General features: G+C 63.7%; 13 protein-coding genes and 2 pseudogenes. 10 read left to right on the forward strand and 5 right to left on the reverse strand.

What is annotated here, in order from left to right:
- Nucleotides 1-599, reverse strand: a pseudogene (locus ACYVG2_RS18215) (hypothetical protein); the annotation flags it as partial.
- 126 nt (nt 600-725) lie between these two features.
- Nucleotides 726-1121 carry a hypothetical protein gene (locus ACYVG2_RS18220; protein WP_460782277.1) on the reverse strand — a complete coding sequence of 132 codons (396 nt, stop codon included), beginning with the start codon at nt 1119-1121 and terminating at the stop codon, nt 726-728.
- 446 nt (nt 1122-1567) lie between these two features.
- On the opposite strand from ACYVG2_RS18220, the gene ACYVG2_RS18225 reads away from it, so the two are divergent.
- Together ACYVG2_RS18225 and ACYVG2_RS18230 are read left to right on the forward strand one after the other, a co-directional pair.
- A complete protein-coding gene (locus ACYVG2_RS18225; RefSeq protein WP_460782278.1) occupies nt 1568-2032 on the forward strand; it encodes a hypothetical protein in 465 nt (154 codons plus the stop codon).
- A 127-nt stretch (nt 2033-2159) separates the two neighbouring features.
- A complete protein-coding gene (locus ACYVG2_RS18230; RefSeq protein WP_460782279.1) occupies nt 2160-2582 on the forward strand; it encodes a hypothetical protein in 423 nt (140 codons plus the stop codon).
- Nucleotides 2583-2690: 108 nt separating this feature from the next.
- Here ACYVG2_RS18230 and ACYVG2_RS18235 read toward each other — a convergent pair whose 3' ends face one another.
- Nucleotides 2691-2870, reverse strand: a complete 180-nt coding sequence (locus ACYVG2_RS18235; protein ID WP_460782280.1) for a hypothetical protein — start codon at nt 2868-2870, stop codon at nt 2691-2693.
- A gap of 158 nt (nt 2871-3028) precedes the next feature.
- Here ACYVG2_RS18235 and ACYVG2_RS18240 point away from each other — a divergent pair, with 158 nt between their 5' ends.
- From ACYVG2_RS18240 to ACYVG2_RS18265, 6 genes are all read left to right on the forward strand, one after another.
- A complete protein-coding gene (locus ACYVG2_RS18240; protein ID WP_460782281.1) occupies nt 3029-4213 on the forward strand; it encodes a cation:proton antiporter domain-containing protein in 1185 nt (394 codons plus the stop codon).
- Nucleotides 4214-4534: 321 nt separating this feature from the next.
- Nucleotides 4535-4795: a hypothetical protein gene (locus ACYVG2_RS18245; protein ID WP_460782282.1), complete on the forward strand. Its 261-nt coding sequence runs from the start codon at nt 4535-4537 to the stop codon at nt 4793-4795.
- 416 nt (nt 4796-5211) lie between these two features.
- The gene (locus ACYVG2_RS18250) at nt 5212-6420 is read left to right on the forward strand and encodes a helix-turn-helix transcriptional regulator (RefSeq protein ID WP_460782283.1); all 1209 of its coding nucleotides are present in this window, start codon (nt 5212-5214) and stop codon (nt 6418-6420) included.
- Nucleotides 6421-6551: 131 nt separating this feature from the next.
- Entirely contained in the window at nt 6552-6881 is a 330-nt protein-coding gene (locus ACYVG2_RS18255; RefSeq protein WP_460782284.1) for a nuclear transport factor 2-like protein, read from the forward strand.
- A gap of 128 nt (nt 6882-7009) precedes the next feature.
- A complete protein-coding gene (locus ACYVG2_RS18260; protein ID WP_460782285.1) occupies nt 7010-8158 on the forward strand; it encodes a low temperature requirement protein A in 1149 nt (382 codons plus the stop codon).
- A gap of 841 nt (nt 8159-8999) precedes the next feature.
- Entirely contained in the window at nt 9000-10175 is a 1176-nt protein-coding gene (locus tag ACYVG2_RS18265; protein WP_460782286.1) for a polysaccharide biosynthesis tyrosine autokinase, read from the forward strand.
- Here the strand turns inward: ACYVG2_RS18265 and ACYVG2_RS18270 are convergent.
- Nucleotides 10172-11047 carry a helix-turn-helix transcriptional regulator gene (locus ACYVG2_RS18270; protein WP_460782287.1) on the reverse strand — a complete coding sequence of 292 codons (876 nt, stop codon included), beginning with the start codon at nt 11045-11047 and terminating at the stop codon, nt 10172-10174. The genes ACYVG2_RS18265 and ACYVG2_RS18270 overlap by 4 nt on opposite strands.
- 422 nt (nt 11048-11469) lie before the next feature.
- Here ACYVG2_RS18270 and ACYVG2_RS18275 point away from each other — a divergent pair.
- Together ACYVG2_RS18275 and ACYVG2_RS18280 are read left to right on the forward strand one after the other, a co-directional pair.
- Nucleotides 11470-11844 (forward strand): annotated as a pseudogene (locus ACYVG2_RS18275) (MauE/DoxX family redox-associated membrane protein); the annotation flags it as partial.
- Nucleotides 11845-11896: 52 nt separating this feature from the next.
- Complete coding sequence (locus tag ACYVG2_RS18280; RefSeq protein ID WP_460782355.1) at nt 11897-12487, forward strand: hypothetical protein; 591 nt, start codon at nt 11897-11899, stop codon at nt 12485-12487.
- On the opposite strand, the gene ACYVG2_RS18285 is transcribed toward ACYVG2_RS18280, so the two are convergent.
- On the reverse strand, nt 12480-13586 hold the full coding sequence (locus tag ACYVG2_RS18285) for a helix-turn-helix transcriptional regulator (RefSeq protein ID WP_460782288.1): 1107 nt from the start codon (nt 13584-13586) through the stop codon (nt 12480-12482). The two genes, ACYVG2_RS18280 and ACYVG2_RS18285, sit on opposite strands and share 8 nt — an antisense overlap.
- Nucleotides 13587-13803 lie beyond the last annotated feature (217 nt).

Raw genomic sequence — 13803 nt, forward strand, 5'->3', positions numbered from 1 at the left:
CACAACGCCGAACCGGCGCTCACATAAACACCGGAACAGAACCCAGGGCGGTTCAGAACGGTCTGGGGTGCATGCGCGTCGGCGGCGTCGAAAGAGACGTCGACGTTGCTGTTCGGGTCGTATACGTCGGGGACGACAAGGACGTTGATGTTCCCGATTGTGTGGTCCACGGCAGGAAGGGGCGTGATCGTGCCGACGGTGCCCGTGAAGACGCTACCCGCCCCGTACCACGGGGCGGTGCCGCCGCCACCGTTGCTCATCGTGATCTGGGTGCCACCGAGCATGGTGAACTGATACGTGGTGCCGTAGACCGCGGGGTCGACAAGGGACGTGTCGATTCCGAAGTACTGACTGCCGATGGTCCACCACGAACGCGCGTTGAAGACATGCCAGTCGGAAGGGTCCAACTGTGCGTTGACGACCGCCGGCAGGACCCCCAACGGGCATGCCAGCGGTGTCGTCGAAGCCGCGGCCAGCGGCGTCGCCACGGCGACGGCGACGACGGGAAGAGACCAGACGGCTCCCTTGACTACGCCACGGCGCGTGGGGCCCTCGGTGCGACGTGCGCCCTCAGGTGAACCGTTGCCTCCAGTGACCACAGAAATCCTCCGCCTCTGCAGCCATCTAGACCGCCTCTTTTTGACGACGGCGTTTCGGTTTTCTGACATCGTGCGGGCGAGTGGATGAGGGCGGTGCGCGCCAGGTGGGCGCCGGAGCAACCCGTGTCAGGTGTGGACAACCGTGACGAAGCACTGGGCGGTGATGGGGGAACCAACGAGGTTTCCCAAGGCTGCGCCCATGTCATCGGTTGTCAGGGGGAAACCGTCGGGGAGAATGACGACGAGGACCCGGTCACCGAATGCGCTGGCCGCTTCCCACCATCCGGGAGGCGACTTCGGGTTCCCGCCGGCATCATGGAACAGGACTTGCTCCTCGATCACAACGCTGAGATGGTCCGGCATGATGCGGATCTCAGCGCCATCGTCTTCACGGATATGCCCCGCGTACGGCGCCCACCCGCGAGCATGCAACTGGTCGATAAGCGGGTTCCCCTCGCTGGCCGTCATCAGGAGCATGGGGACAGGGAGCGGACCGCCGTTATTGAGGACTTTCGCGTACATTTCCCCGAGAGTAGCGGCCCCCGTCTGCACTACATCGAGACCCCTAGTCAGGACTCGGGGCCAGGGGAGTGCTCGGGCATGGTGTCGGGCAGGCAGCGCGGCTGTCGGGGTTGATGCGGTTCGTGCGCTGTCTTTACGGGCGCGGAACGGAAGGAAGCGATTCGCGTGGTGCGGGTCTCCGGATACGGCCTCTCACAGGGGCAGTGCTGACGCGTATCGCACGCGGCACGGGCCTACGTTCGTAGAGACTTCATCCGTGCACCACCTAGAGACCACCCCCAACGTCCGAATCGACTGTCGTCGATAGGTGTTTTCCCGTACCTGCGTGCCCCGCTGCGCGATGAGTTCCTATGCTGGCCAACAAGCCGCTCTCCTTGCGGCAGCGCTCTCCTTGCGGCAGCTAGTGAGACCGTGGCCAGTAGTCGGTTCTCAAGAGGGGACTTTCCATGACGAGCACCCCGCGGGCACACCGCGTCGTACCCGCCGTCCTCTTATCGACGGCGGCGTTGGTGTCGATAGGGGCCAGTGTCTACCTCATCATTGGCGGTAGCTACACCACGCGCTTCGGCAGCTTGGGTGGGGTGATGGGCGTCATGCTCATTCTGTTCGGTGTCTTAGCCCTCATCGTCGGCGGCACCGCCGCCACGGCCGCAGCTCTGGCGATTCGCGGCAACCGGGCGGCGCCGATCATGGCCGTCGTGATCGCCGTCGTTCTCGGAATGGCGGGGGTGCCTGCCTTCAATTCCTTCGTAGGCGTGCTTGCAGAGAATCCTACGGACCCGTTGCCTTACCTGCTCAGCAGCATCGGCATACTGGTGACTCTCGCGTGTTCCATCACAGCCGCCATTCTCCTGATGCGATCCAGAAATGCGCGCACTCCGCATCCCCGCACGGCACCACCCGCCGCCTGAAGCGAAGCAACTGCAGGGTGATCAACTAACTGCGCGAGAGCTGCGATCCGCTGGCCTCAGCAGGCAGAGACTGATGCACCCCATCGATCCGGCTCGCAAAGCCGACCAGCTCAACGAACGGAGCTCCATGCGTGACGAAATCGCAGCTCGACGCGTCCCCACAACCGTCCAGATCGTCATCTGGATCATTGCCTTCGGTCTCACAATTGACGCGGCCGTCGCCGTCTTCAGGCTGCTGCGAGCCATTGATGTCCTGGATGGCACTGCGGCTCCCATCCCGGGTAGGCCGGAAGACGGAGCGCTCCTCCTCACTGTGGCAGCGTTCATGATTGTTTTGATCGCCCTTGAGGTCTTCGTGCTCGTGAAGTTGCGCGGTGGCCGAAACTGGGCCCGAATCGTCATCACCGTCCTTGAGGTGCTGTCGGTGCTCTCCTTCTTTGTCGACGTCACCGCGGTAGGAGTACTTGGTTCACTTGCGTCCTTACTGATCATCCTCTTGCTCTGGACGAAGTCCTCCAATGCCCACTTCCTCTCTCTGCCCCGGACCTGACGACAGGCATCTCGACGTCTGATCGCGCGCGCGGAGTGTCCAGAGGGATAAGAGCACGGTCACCTGATGCGCAACGTGTGAGCCGAACTCACAGTCTTGCCGGGACGGTCAGTCGCTCCGCGATTGGCGTGCGCGGCTGCGCACGCCAACGGTGGCGCCGACCACGAGGCAGGTCACGCCCGTGACGGTCAGTGCCAGCGGCGCAAACCAGCCAACGAGAAACGACGCGACGCCTGCCGCGACCAGGAGAAGCACGCCGGAGAGAGTCCACCTCAGTGTTGCGTTCATGGTGTCTTGCATACCTCATGATGCTGCGCTTTGCACGGTCACTGAAGCGAGCGCGTCTAGATCGATTGAGGCTGCTCGACCCGGCCGAGGAGGCACCCGGCCGCAGGTAGAAGGGGCCGTGGGCGTCTGCCCCCGCGCGCGGCCACTATTCTGCAAGCATGGAGGCACTTGTCTTCGCGGGCCTGGTCGTCGTCCTGCTGTGGATGCTCGTCGCACGCCGCGTACAAAGCTGGGGGGTCGGCGCACCCATCGTTCTAATCGTCGCGGGGGCGCTGCTTGGTGGCGTGGTCGACCCGGATTTGGGTTCCCTCCTCGACACGGTCGCCGCGGAGCATTTGCTTGAGATCATCCTCGCGCTCATCCTCTTCAGTGATGCGACAGAGGTTCGAGGCGGTCTTCTGGGCGGCGAGAAGTCCGCCGTCCTGAGGCTTGTCTTGATAGCGCTCCCGCTTTCGCTGGCGGCCGCAGCCGGAGTCGCCCTCGTGCTCTTGGGGAACATTAGTTGGCCGGTCGCTCTGGTTCTCGCGTGTGTCCTCATGCCCACAGACTTCGCGCCAACCGCCGGAATCGCCAGACGAACGAATCCGCGTGTTTCAGGGATTCTGAACGTCGAATGCGGGTACAAGGACGGGATTGTGGCACCGATTCTCCTGTTCGCCTTCGCTGCTGCGGAGGCGGCCGGTAAGGTTACCGGATCACCAGGGGAGGTTCTCTGGGCCGCTCTCCCAGAGCTCGTGGTATCGCTCCTGGTCGGCCTCGGTCTGGGTGCGGCCGTGGGCCTCGCCGTGCGATGGTCGACCTCACACGCGTTGATGTCTTCAACCGCGGTGCGCGCTGTCCTGATGCTGGCACCCGTCATCGCCTATGCCGCCGCCGAAGGAACTCACGGCAACGGGTTCGTGAGTGCGTTCGCGGCAGGTGTGACGTACCGAGCCACGCGCGCAGGAGTCGATGATGGGCTGTCGTCCGAGGAGACGTCATTGGTCGATGACGTGAGCCGTATCGCGTCGTTGCTGGTCTGGTTCCTGTTCGGTGCAACGACTGTACTTGCTCTTGAGACGGGGATACAGTGGCCGGTCGTGGCGTTGGTTGCTCTCGCCCTCACGGTCCTTCGTGCCGGTCCCGTGATGCTGGCGCTTGTAGGCACCGATCTTTCGACGCATGAGAGACTCCAGGTCGGCCTCTTCGCCCCGCGAGGTGTCGTCTCCGTGATCTTCGGGCTCCTCGCCTTCAACACTTTGAGGGAGGATGAAGCCAATCTCGTGTTCTATACGATGATCGTGTTGGTCGTCGGAAGCGTTCTGCTGCACAGTGTCCGGGTGAGGCGTAGCCGTATCGTGTAGATCGCGAGGAGCGTAGCTCGTTGCGCGGTCAAGACGTCCACTCTGTCGGGATCGAGAGCTGTTGCTGCAGCTTGTTGGATAGCCGCCGAGTTCGCGTGGGGGTACGACCGGGGACACGCTCGCGGAGAGTCCCCGCTTTACCGCTTTCGACCTTGCCTGTGGGGAAGCGCTTTGCGCGCGACGATGTGAGAATTCGGAGTCACTCTCGTCGTTCGAAGTGCAGGTTGTCCCGCGTCATTGCGGGAACGGCGCGCCTGCAGCATGGCTGTCCTTGATGCGCGACGGCTCAACCACCACATCGCACAGAGGAATGAACGATCCATGTCGCTGCTGCTCGATCTTGCTGATGCGCTCATCCCGCTCGGCCTCGTCGGAGTCGTCGTCGTCGCATGTGCCAGCGCGGTTTTCGCAGCGATCGCCTTCGTGATCATCGACGCCCCGACGACCGGGGGGCTCGCGGCGTCCGTGTGGTCGGCGGGCGTGAACCTGCGCCAGTGCGTCGCGTTCGCGCATCAGTGGCAAAAGACTCCCGTCTCCCTCGCGGTGTTGCCAGTCCCGAGTGCGGACACGCATGGGCGCTAGGACTACTAGCTGGGGACGAACATTCTCAGGTGGCAGAGGAGAGCGTTTGCAGATGACCGGTGTCGCTGTTTTCGGATTGAACCCGGGTGCGGGGGTAGGCATTGGGTCGATATAGGGCGGCGTCCGCGTTCGCCAGGCTGACCCGCGCGATCGACTCCGGTGACGATGATGTCCTGGCCAACGCGCTTGCATCCGACGCGTGGCCGTTGCTCAACCGCCACTTTCAGCAGTTCACAGAAGCTCTGGAGAGCCTTCCTGCGAGCGTCGTGCGCCGCCACTACCCGCTGGAGCTTTATCATCCCCTCGCGGGAGTCGTATTCCGTGGGCCGAGCGGACCCTCCCCGGTAGGGGCGGAGAAGCTTAAGGGGAATGACCTGGCCATGTTCCACCTTGCGCGCCTTCTCACCGCTCGTGTCGTGGGCGACAGCGAGAGCCTCAGCTACTTCTCAGATCAACTCGAGCATTGGGCGGGCTCGCAGGCCCGCACCCAACGGGACGCGGCTGACGGACCTGTGCCGTTGTGCTTCATCCAGGTCGGTTACACGTCAATGCTCCGAGGCGACCTTCGTGGTGCGCTCCGACATCTAGGGATCGCGAACAGCCTCGCCCTTCGTTCGCAGCTGCATGACGGAGCGCGTCATGCCTACATTCTCAGCTCGCTGAGCCATTCGATGAGGGGTGCCGTCGCGGAGGCGCGTGTCGCCTTAGAAGACGCAGTCGCACGTCCGATCCTTGCCCCGGAGCTCTATGAGATCGGCGTGGCGTCCGCAGAGGCGGCAGCGCGAGCCATCGTGAGCATCGAGACCGGTGGCTCGGACGCGGACGCACTGGTGGCAGCACTCTCGCCGATTGAAATGCCGGACGAAACGTGGGTGTTCAAGCTCCTCGCTCGAGTCAGGCACGCACTGATGCGTCACCGTGCCGTGGAAGCGATCGAGTTGGTGGCACTCGCCCAGGCGACACAACGCGTGGCCCCCGGCTCGCTCGCGGCTGATGTCATACCCGCATTGCGCATCGAAGCGCTCCTCGAGTCAGGGCTCATGGGCGAAGCTCGGCGCTTCGTTGATCGACGAGAAGGAACCCGGGGAATCTTGACACAAGTCGCGGTGCTTCGAATGCACGTCATGTCCGGCGACCGTCAGATGGCAGGGCGCGCGGCTGCGGCGATTGTCGCGCTTCCGGCACTCTCTGTGGGAGTGCACACCGAAGTTCTTACGCTGCTGGCGTGGGCAGACCATCTGGCCGGAGAACAGGTGAGCGCGAATACCGCGGCTCAGCTCGCAGGGTATGCAGCGCAGGGCGGTCGGAGACTTCTTTCAGTGGTACCCCGCGACGTGATCGCCGCCCTGGCGGCCACTCTCGACACGAACGCGCCTTCCCTTATCTCAGACGGGCCAGCGTCACGATCATCTGAGATCGCTGCCCGTCTCACACGCGGAGAGTTGCGCGTGCTGCGGGAGTTGGCGGAGGGACGATCCAACACAGAAGTCGCGGCCATTCTGCAGCTCTCACCACACACGGTGAAGACTCACGTGTCGTCGATACTCCGCAAACTCGGTGTGTCCACGAGGGCGGCAGCGATTACCACAGCAGCACGGCAAGGGCTGATCGAGTCAGCCAGGTAGCGGGTATCCGGTGGACGATCCGGATCTGAGGCCAGAAATGGCGGAGATCACCGTCTTAGATGGTGAACGGCGCAGAGCAGGAAACGCGCTCCATCGGAGCCGTGTGAAGCAGTTGAACAGAAAGGACCGCCATGACCGCCAGCCATGTTCCACAACCCATCGCCTCGTTCATCGCGGCAATCAACTCGCAGGACCATGCGGCGTTCATCGGTGCGTTCAACACAAGTCCGTTTGTCGACGACTGGGGCACGAGGTACGACGGGCTGCAAGCCATTCAGGCGTGGAGTGACCGCGAATTGCTCGGCGCGAAGGGAACGTTCACGGTGGAGAGCTCCAGCCAAGAAGGGAACGTCGTCGCCGTGGTCGGGGACTGGCGCAGCTCCTTCGCAAACGGGCCGTCGTCGTTCCGCTTCGGCCTCGAAGGGGACAAGATCGCTTCGATGACTATCCGCGAAGACTGACCGGACCGCCGCGCAGCAGGACTCCGGCCGGGCAGCGCTGACGGGCAACTGAACGAATCGAACGGTTCATGTCTAGAGACAACACACAGTCCACCGCTGAATCCCGTGCTCGTTTCGGGTTGACGATCATGCGTCCGCGAGATCCGAATGAACCGCACCGAGCAGCGAGTTCTCTAGAGCTGTTCTTCGACCTGGTCTTCGTGGTGGCGGTGTCCTTCTCGTCAGCGCAGTTGCACCATATGGAAGCCGGCGGTCATCCCGGCGCCGGCATCCTGGGGTATCTGATGATCTTCTTCGCCATCTGGTGGGCGTGGATGAACTTCACGTGGTTCGGGACCTCGTTCGCCACCGACGACTGGCTTTACCGGACATTGACCATCGTGCAGATGGCGGGTGTTCTGGTTCTCGCGACCGGAGCCGAATCCGCGATGGCAGACCATGACTTCACGCTCGTCACTGCGGGCTATGTCGTCATGCGGCTCGCGCTTGTCGGACAGTGGTTGCGGGCGGCGGCCAGCGCCTCAGCGCTCCGTTCGACCGCGCTGCGGTACGCCGCCGCAATCGTCGTCGTTCAGGCGCTGTGGGTGGGACGGTTGTTCCTCCCGGAGACCGCCGGCTTCATCGGCTTTTTCGTTCTCGTCGCTGCTGAAGTCGCAATCCCCATTTGGGCGGAATCGCGTAAGCCGGCGCCCTGGAATCCGAGCCACATCACCGAACGATACGGGTTGTTCACCCTCATCCTTTTGGGGGAGTCGATTCTGGCGTCTGCGAACGCTGTGGTCGACGCTATTGAGTCCGGCCATCACATCAGCGATCTGCTCATCATCGCCAGCTCGGGGCTGGTCGTCGCCGCAGGCATGTGGTGGGTCTATTTTTCGCGAGAACATCACGAGCACATCAACGGGCTGCGTTCCTCGCTCACCTTTGGTTATTTCCATTACCTGATCTTCGCCGCGGCAGGCGCGTTCTCCGCTGGCATCGAGGTCGCTATCGACCGGGTGGGAGGGCACACTGAGCTCGGCCACGAGGCGGCAGCCGCAATGCTGAGCGTCCCTGTGGGTCTGTTCTTTCTCGCAGTGTGGTGGTTGACGCTTCGCCGCACACTCAGCGCGGCGACCAGCACCGCGTTCCTCGTGGGCGTGCTCGTCGTATTCGGGGGAATCCTGACGGACGGTCTCTGGGCGGTCGCACTCGTCGCTGCCGGAGCGCTCGTCGCGGTGATCGCCGTCGAGGCAGGGGCCCGATCGCAGGCGAAGATTGGTGCGCAGAACGCTTAATCTCAGACGGGCGAGCGTTCCACTGGATGATATCTGCACCGAGGTAGCGGCCGACCGACACGGGAGTTCGACTCGAGGCCTCGCGCGCTCTCGGCTCGAGCCAGGACAGGAGCGCATTGCCTCCGAGCTCGGCAATGGCGGCGGGCGTCGCACGTTCCTCGCAATAGACGAGGGAGAAGCGCACCCCTGCGCTTCTCCCTCGGTCCTCCACCCGCATGAGTAACGGGTGTCAGGGTGAGGACGAGGAGATGGGCCTCCCAAGAAGAAGACGACGGCTCTGGGGATTTCTGGTCTGAAACGAAGCCTTGGTCAGAGCTCGCCCCCGTAAACGCAACCAGGAGCGCCGAGAGCCGTGGTCCTGAGCTGCTCAGCCAAGGGTTTAAGTCAGACTTCACCCCTCCACTCGTCATTCTCGGTGGAGTCGTTGCGGCCGCCACGTTCATGGTCGCGTACCAGAGTCGAACCCGTGATGCCGCCCATTGATCGCATAGGGAGTCCGATGGAACTGAGCGACTACGTCCGAGTCGTGCGCATGCATTGGGTCGTGATCCTCTTGGCGACGATGCTTGGTGCTGGCGCACTGTTCGGGTGGAGCGCGGTGCAACCGCGGGTGTTCTCCGCCGATACGACGGGTATCGTCACGTCCGTCGGAGGGAACGGCACGAGCGGGGCGGCTCTTGTCGGGACCCAGCTCGCGCAGAGTCGCGTGAAGTCATATCTTGAGCTCGGTTCCTGGCGGGCGGTCGCGGAGCATGCGATTGATGAGCTTGGTTTGGAGTCTGAGCCCGAAGCGCTTGTCGGCCGCGTTCGTGTGTCGAACCCGGCCGAGACTACATCACTCGTGGTCACTGCGACCGGCCCTACTCCTCAGGAGGCGCAGGAACTGGCAGAGGCATGGCTGCGCGCGATGGCAACCGAGATCCAGAACCTTGAGCGTGGCACAGCTGCGACCCCGGCTGCGGTCGAACTCGTGGTTGGCGATTCTGCGCGGATCCCCTCTTCGCCTAGTTCACCGAACACCCGCCTGAATGTGGGCGTAGGGGCGGCGGCTGGGCTGGCGCTGGGGCTCGCGTACGCGTTTGTCAGACGTGCCGTCGATCGGCGGGTTCGCCATCCGCGAGACGTTGAGCGCGAGACCGGCGTCTCGGTGATCGGTGTCATCCCGCTCGAGAAGTCGATGTCTGACGAGCGCCAGGTGATCGACTTCTCGCTGGAGTCGCAGCACGGCGTCTCGCACCACACGATCGAATCGATGCGCGAGCTGCGCACGAATCTGCAGTTCATCGACGTCGACAACCCGCCGCGCGTGATCGTCGTCACCAGCTCGGTGCCGGGCGACGGCAAGTCGACTGTGTCGGTCAACCTCGCCTCGAGCCTCGCCGCCGCGGGCCAGTGGGCGATCTTCATCGACTGCGATCTGCGTCGCCCGGTCATCGCCGACATCTTCGGGATGTCCAAGGACGTCGGCCTCACCGACGTTCTTGCTGGGCGCGCCGACCTGCAGGATGTCGCTCACCGCCCGTCGCGCGATGTGCCGCTGGCCGTCGTGGGGGCTGGGCGCATCCCGCCGAACCCGAGCGAGCTCCTCGGCTCGCACCGCATGCGCGACTTCCTGGCGGAGATCAGCAAGTCCGCGATCGTGATCCTCGACTCCCCTCCGGTGCTGCCGGTGACGGATGCCGCTGTGCTCGCCGCCGGCGCGGACGGCGTGCTGATCGTCGTCTCGTCGGGGAAGACCACTTTCGACATGCTGCAGCGCGCCATCGAGAACATCACCCGCACGACGGGCCGTGTGCTCGGCGTCGTCCTGAACCGCGTCCCCCGCAAGGGACCTGCCTCCGCCTACTCCGGTCGCGACTACTATGAGTCGCCCGTCCAGGAAGCTGATGGTGCTTTCAGAGCTGGCGGCCCCGATGCTCGCCGTGCTTTTGCTGAGGATGCAGATGGTGTACCGGACGCGTCCGTCACGCCGGCGTCAACACGGGTGAGAAGTCGACGTTCAGTGGGACGCAGCTAATTCTGTTCGCTCTGTCGTCTGATTGCGTCCCGCATGCGTCGGACACTGGTGAATCCTGAACGTGTGGCCAAGTCCGGTTCAGAGAGGTGTCCGTCAGATCGCTGTCGAAGTGTTCGCACCGCGGAGACGCGGCGTTCTTCGACAACGTCGCGAGGGCTCCTGCCTTCCTGGGCGAAGAGGCGATGCAGATGAGGTGTGGAGATGGACAGTCGCTGCGCGAGGCTGGTCACGTTAAGCGCAGGGTCTCGGTGCTGCTCCTCGATGATCCGCAAAGCCTCGGAATACAGAGAGGAGCGGGACGAGGCAGACGAGGGAGCTGCACTCGCTAGCACCGCAGCGAGTGCAGCGCCCAGAGCATCTGCGAGGAAGGGATCCTCACTACTCGCTGGCCGGTCGCCAGACGGGGCGAGAACGTTGGTGATTGCGGCGATGAGGTTCCACAGTTGTCCCTCGACGCTGAGTACTCTCATGAACGATGCGCCGAAGCGCGCGAGTTGAAGCGCTGGATAGTCCACTTCCCAGATCATCCTTGCCCATGGGGCATCTTGGGTGGTCACGACAGGCCAGTCGCCGTGGACAGCAACGATCGTATGGGGCGGGACGGTCGCGCAGCCGGCCGCTGTTTGGACCGTCCCATCGCCATCCACACCCACGAACGCGCGTACCATCCCTTGCCGAAGAGGTGTGCCTGTGAATGTGCCCGCGGAAGACCACAGCCGTGTCGCCCGCCAGCCCTCGCCTCCTCGGGAGTCGAAAGCGACTCGTGGAAAAGGGAGTGCTACGTCCCACCCGATCGACCGCACTGCCTCGACTGTCACGAATCCGTCATTCTCGAGTCGCGTTGTACGGCGGTGAGATCGTGCGGATGGCATTTCACGCCACCGCGATGATGGTCGAAGCAGGGCGATCCGAGCTGATCAGATGGTGACCGAGGGTCGCCATCGCCCCTAGAGCTTGGATGAGAGTCGCTTCACGACTCTGACGGACTGACATTCCCGCGCACCCCTTCGACGACGGCGACGAACCTCTATCGCTAAAGACGACGGCGTGCGGTCAATCTCGACGAGAACCTCGCGCCCTGCGTCGGAAAAGCTCGCGAGAGCGCGACGAGATCGCCTGTGCGACCGCGCCGTGAGGCAGGCTCGACCGGGTGGGCACCGCGCCCGGCCCGATGTCCGTGCTCTCGAGAGTGTGATGCTCACCTCCTAGGGCAGCTCGGCAGCGTGCCGAGGCAGTCGGTCCCGGAGTTCGGTCGACGAACTCGGGGCATGGTTGACCAAGAATGGAGAACCGCATGACCGTGCTTGTTGTCACGCTGTCTTCGCTTCTCGCGCTGCTTTTTTTGCTGAGCGCCGGCGGAAAGCTCGTTGCCCCGGATCGTGGGCAACGAACATTCGCTGCGTTGCGTATTCCCGTTCTCCAACCGCGGTACGCAGCGCTCGGGATCATCACCGTGGAGGCGCTGGTCGCGGTCGGGCTGATCGTGGCATCAGGCTGGCCTCTTGCTTTCGTCGCCTGGAGCGCCACAGTGTTGGCTGTCGCGCTCCTCGCGGTGGTCGTCCGTGCCTATCGCAGTGGGTCCGCGGAGGAATGCGGGTGCTTCGGCGACTGGCTTCCCTCACGGATCGGGGCGCCCCTCATCGCGCGCAACGTCGCGATCGCTGTCTCTGCGATTGCCCTCGGCATTTTGAGCACAGCCGCAGCCCCTGGCGGGAGTACGCGTGGACGTTCTTCATGTCGTGTTCGCCAGCGAACTTGCCAGCCCGATCCACTGGTCGCTCGCAGCATGCGTGTTTACTGCGGTCGTAGTCGCAACCGTGATCCGAGCATGGGACGTGCCTCGTGACGCCATGGCCCAGGTCAACAGAGAGGGGTCAGACGAACCGTCAGGTGCAGTGCTACTGCCGGATAGCGGTGAGATCGTCGATCTCACCCGCCCAAGCGCGCGGCCGCGACTGCTCGTCTTTCTCCGTGCAGGATGCCGTCCTTGTATCGCTGCGCGCGAACTTGTGGGCGCACATATTCACACGATCGCGCCGATCGTCGACGTGCACCTCATATATACGGCTTCATCCGGCAACATCGAAGAGCTACCTGATGCTGGTGATGGTTTGGGAATGTTTGTGGCTGTGGACATCGCAGGCTCGCTGGGCCACCGCCTCGGCGTCGGTGCGCGGCGGCCAGCAGCAGCCCTTGTCACTCGGGACGGGGAGATGGCGGTTCCCGTAGCGTCCGAGTTCGACAGTGTCGGCGTGCTCATCGACGGACTCGTGACGGTCGCGGTCGAGGGACAGGTGGACCCCGTCAGCTGAGCAACCCGGTGGAGCGTGCCAGTGCAACGGCATCTTCTCGCGTGTGCACATCTAAGCGTCTGTAGATCGCTTTTGTGTGGGTCCTGACCGTGTTCACAGAAAGTTGCAACCTGCCCGCGATCTCGCTCAGTGAGCCGCCGACTCGCAACTCCCGAAGTACTGCCAACTGACTGCTACGCAACCGAACAGCGGAGCGCGGTTCGGGGATGTCAACCGGCGGCGCGCCGCCAGAGGAGACCATCGATGATATCCGGGCCGGAACCGAGGTCAGAGCACGCACCAAGCCCTCCGACGAGACGGCCCTGTTCGCCAGTGAGGCGGACCAGCTGGATGCGTCGGACCGACGGCGATCCAAGATCCACAGCTTCAGCAAACCGGCTTCGGCACTGACGACGGGGCCTGCACCCTCATCCCTGAGGACGATATTCACCATCTCATCTGCACCCTCATCGTCACCAAGCTGAAGGCGGACCCGTCCCCTCGACAACCGGATTTCCGGTGTTTCCACGGCGATGGAGTCGAGGACTTCGAGCGCCGCTCCGGAATGCCCGAGGTGCGTGAGAGCGGCGGAGCGCGCGAAAGCGAGGACCGATTCAGACATCGTTGCAGGGACGATACCGTGCTCAGCTTCGGCGAGAGCGACCAGATTGAGCACGGCCGTGTAGAACCCTTGAGCGAGCTGCCAGCGAGTCCGACCCAAGACTTCGAACGGCCAGAACTTGCCCAGATCGGCACCTGCCAAGCGATCAAGCAGTCCGGCGGCCTCGCCATCGAGGCGTTCGACGGCGATCAGCGCCCTCGCCAGCAGTGCGAGGGGCTCCTCGGCTGTGGCGTTCGGCAACGGCGACGTCGCCAACTCGAGCAGACGCGCGGCTTCGTGGAGTCGCCCGTAGGCAGCATTGATCACCGCGGCGCGTACCGCGATGGCAGTGCGCAATTCAGGGCGCGAAGCCGAGAGCCGCAGGGCTCGAGCGTAGTCGGCGAGGGCTTGAAAGGGGCGTTGACAGATCGCCGCGACCGTCCCCGTCTCCAAAAGCAGCTCACCGAGTTCGGCGTCGACATTGGCGACGGGTTCAGACAAGAGGGCGAAGACACGCACGCGGAGTCGTCGGGCAAACTCGTGCGCCTCAGCTGGTGCCCCCGCCGCCAGTGACTGGCACATCTGTGAACGAATACGATGCAACAACGAGTCTGGCTCGGCGTTGATTGCCACACCAACGTGCGGCGCTGCCGTGGGTGACGCCCTTCCTGGCCGCTCAGTCGCTCTTGAGGGAGCCGGGATCGCTAGGGACAGTCTGCGGATGGCTTCGGGCACA

It is taken from the genome of Microbacterium shaanxiense (genome assembly GCF_054779995.1).

Coding starts and splice junctions, on each gene's coding strand:
- ACYVG2_RS18220 (WP_460782277.1), bottom strand. CDS start 1,121: ATGTACGCGAAAGTCCTCAATAACGGCGGTCCGCTCCCTGTCCCCATG.
- ACYVG2_RS18225 (WP_460782278.1), top strand. CDS start 1,568: ATGACGAGCACCCCGCGGGCACACCGCGTCGTACCCGCCGTCCTCTTA.
- ACYVG2_RS18230 (WP_460782279.1), top strand. CDS start 2,160: ATGCGTGACGAAATCGCAGCTCGACGCGTCCCCACAACCGTCCAGATC.
- ACYVG2_RS18235 (WP_460782280.1), bottom strand. CDS start 2,870: ATGAACGCAACACTGAGGTGGACTCTCTCCGGCGTGCTTCTCCTGGTC.
- ACYVG2_RS18240 (WP_460782281.1), top strand. CDS start 3,029: ATGGAGGCACTTGTCTTCGCGGGCCTGGTCGTCGTCCTGCTGTGGATG.
- ACYVG2_RS18245 (WP_460782282.1), top strand. CDS start 4,535: ATGTCGCTGCTGCTCGATCTTGCTGATGCGCTCATCCCGCTCGGCCTC.
- ACYVG2_RS18255 (WP_460782284.1), top strand. CDS start 6,552: ATGACCGCCAGCCATGTTCCACAACCCATCGCCTCGTTCATCGCGGCA.
- ACYVG2_RS18260 (WP_460782285.1), top strand. CDS start 7,010: ATGCGTCCGCGAGATCCGAATGAACCGCACCGAGCAGCGAGTTCTCTA.
- ACYVG2_RS18270 (WP_460782287.1), bottom strand. CDS start 11,047: ATGCCATCCGCACGATCTCACCGCCGTACAACGCGACTCGAGAATGAC.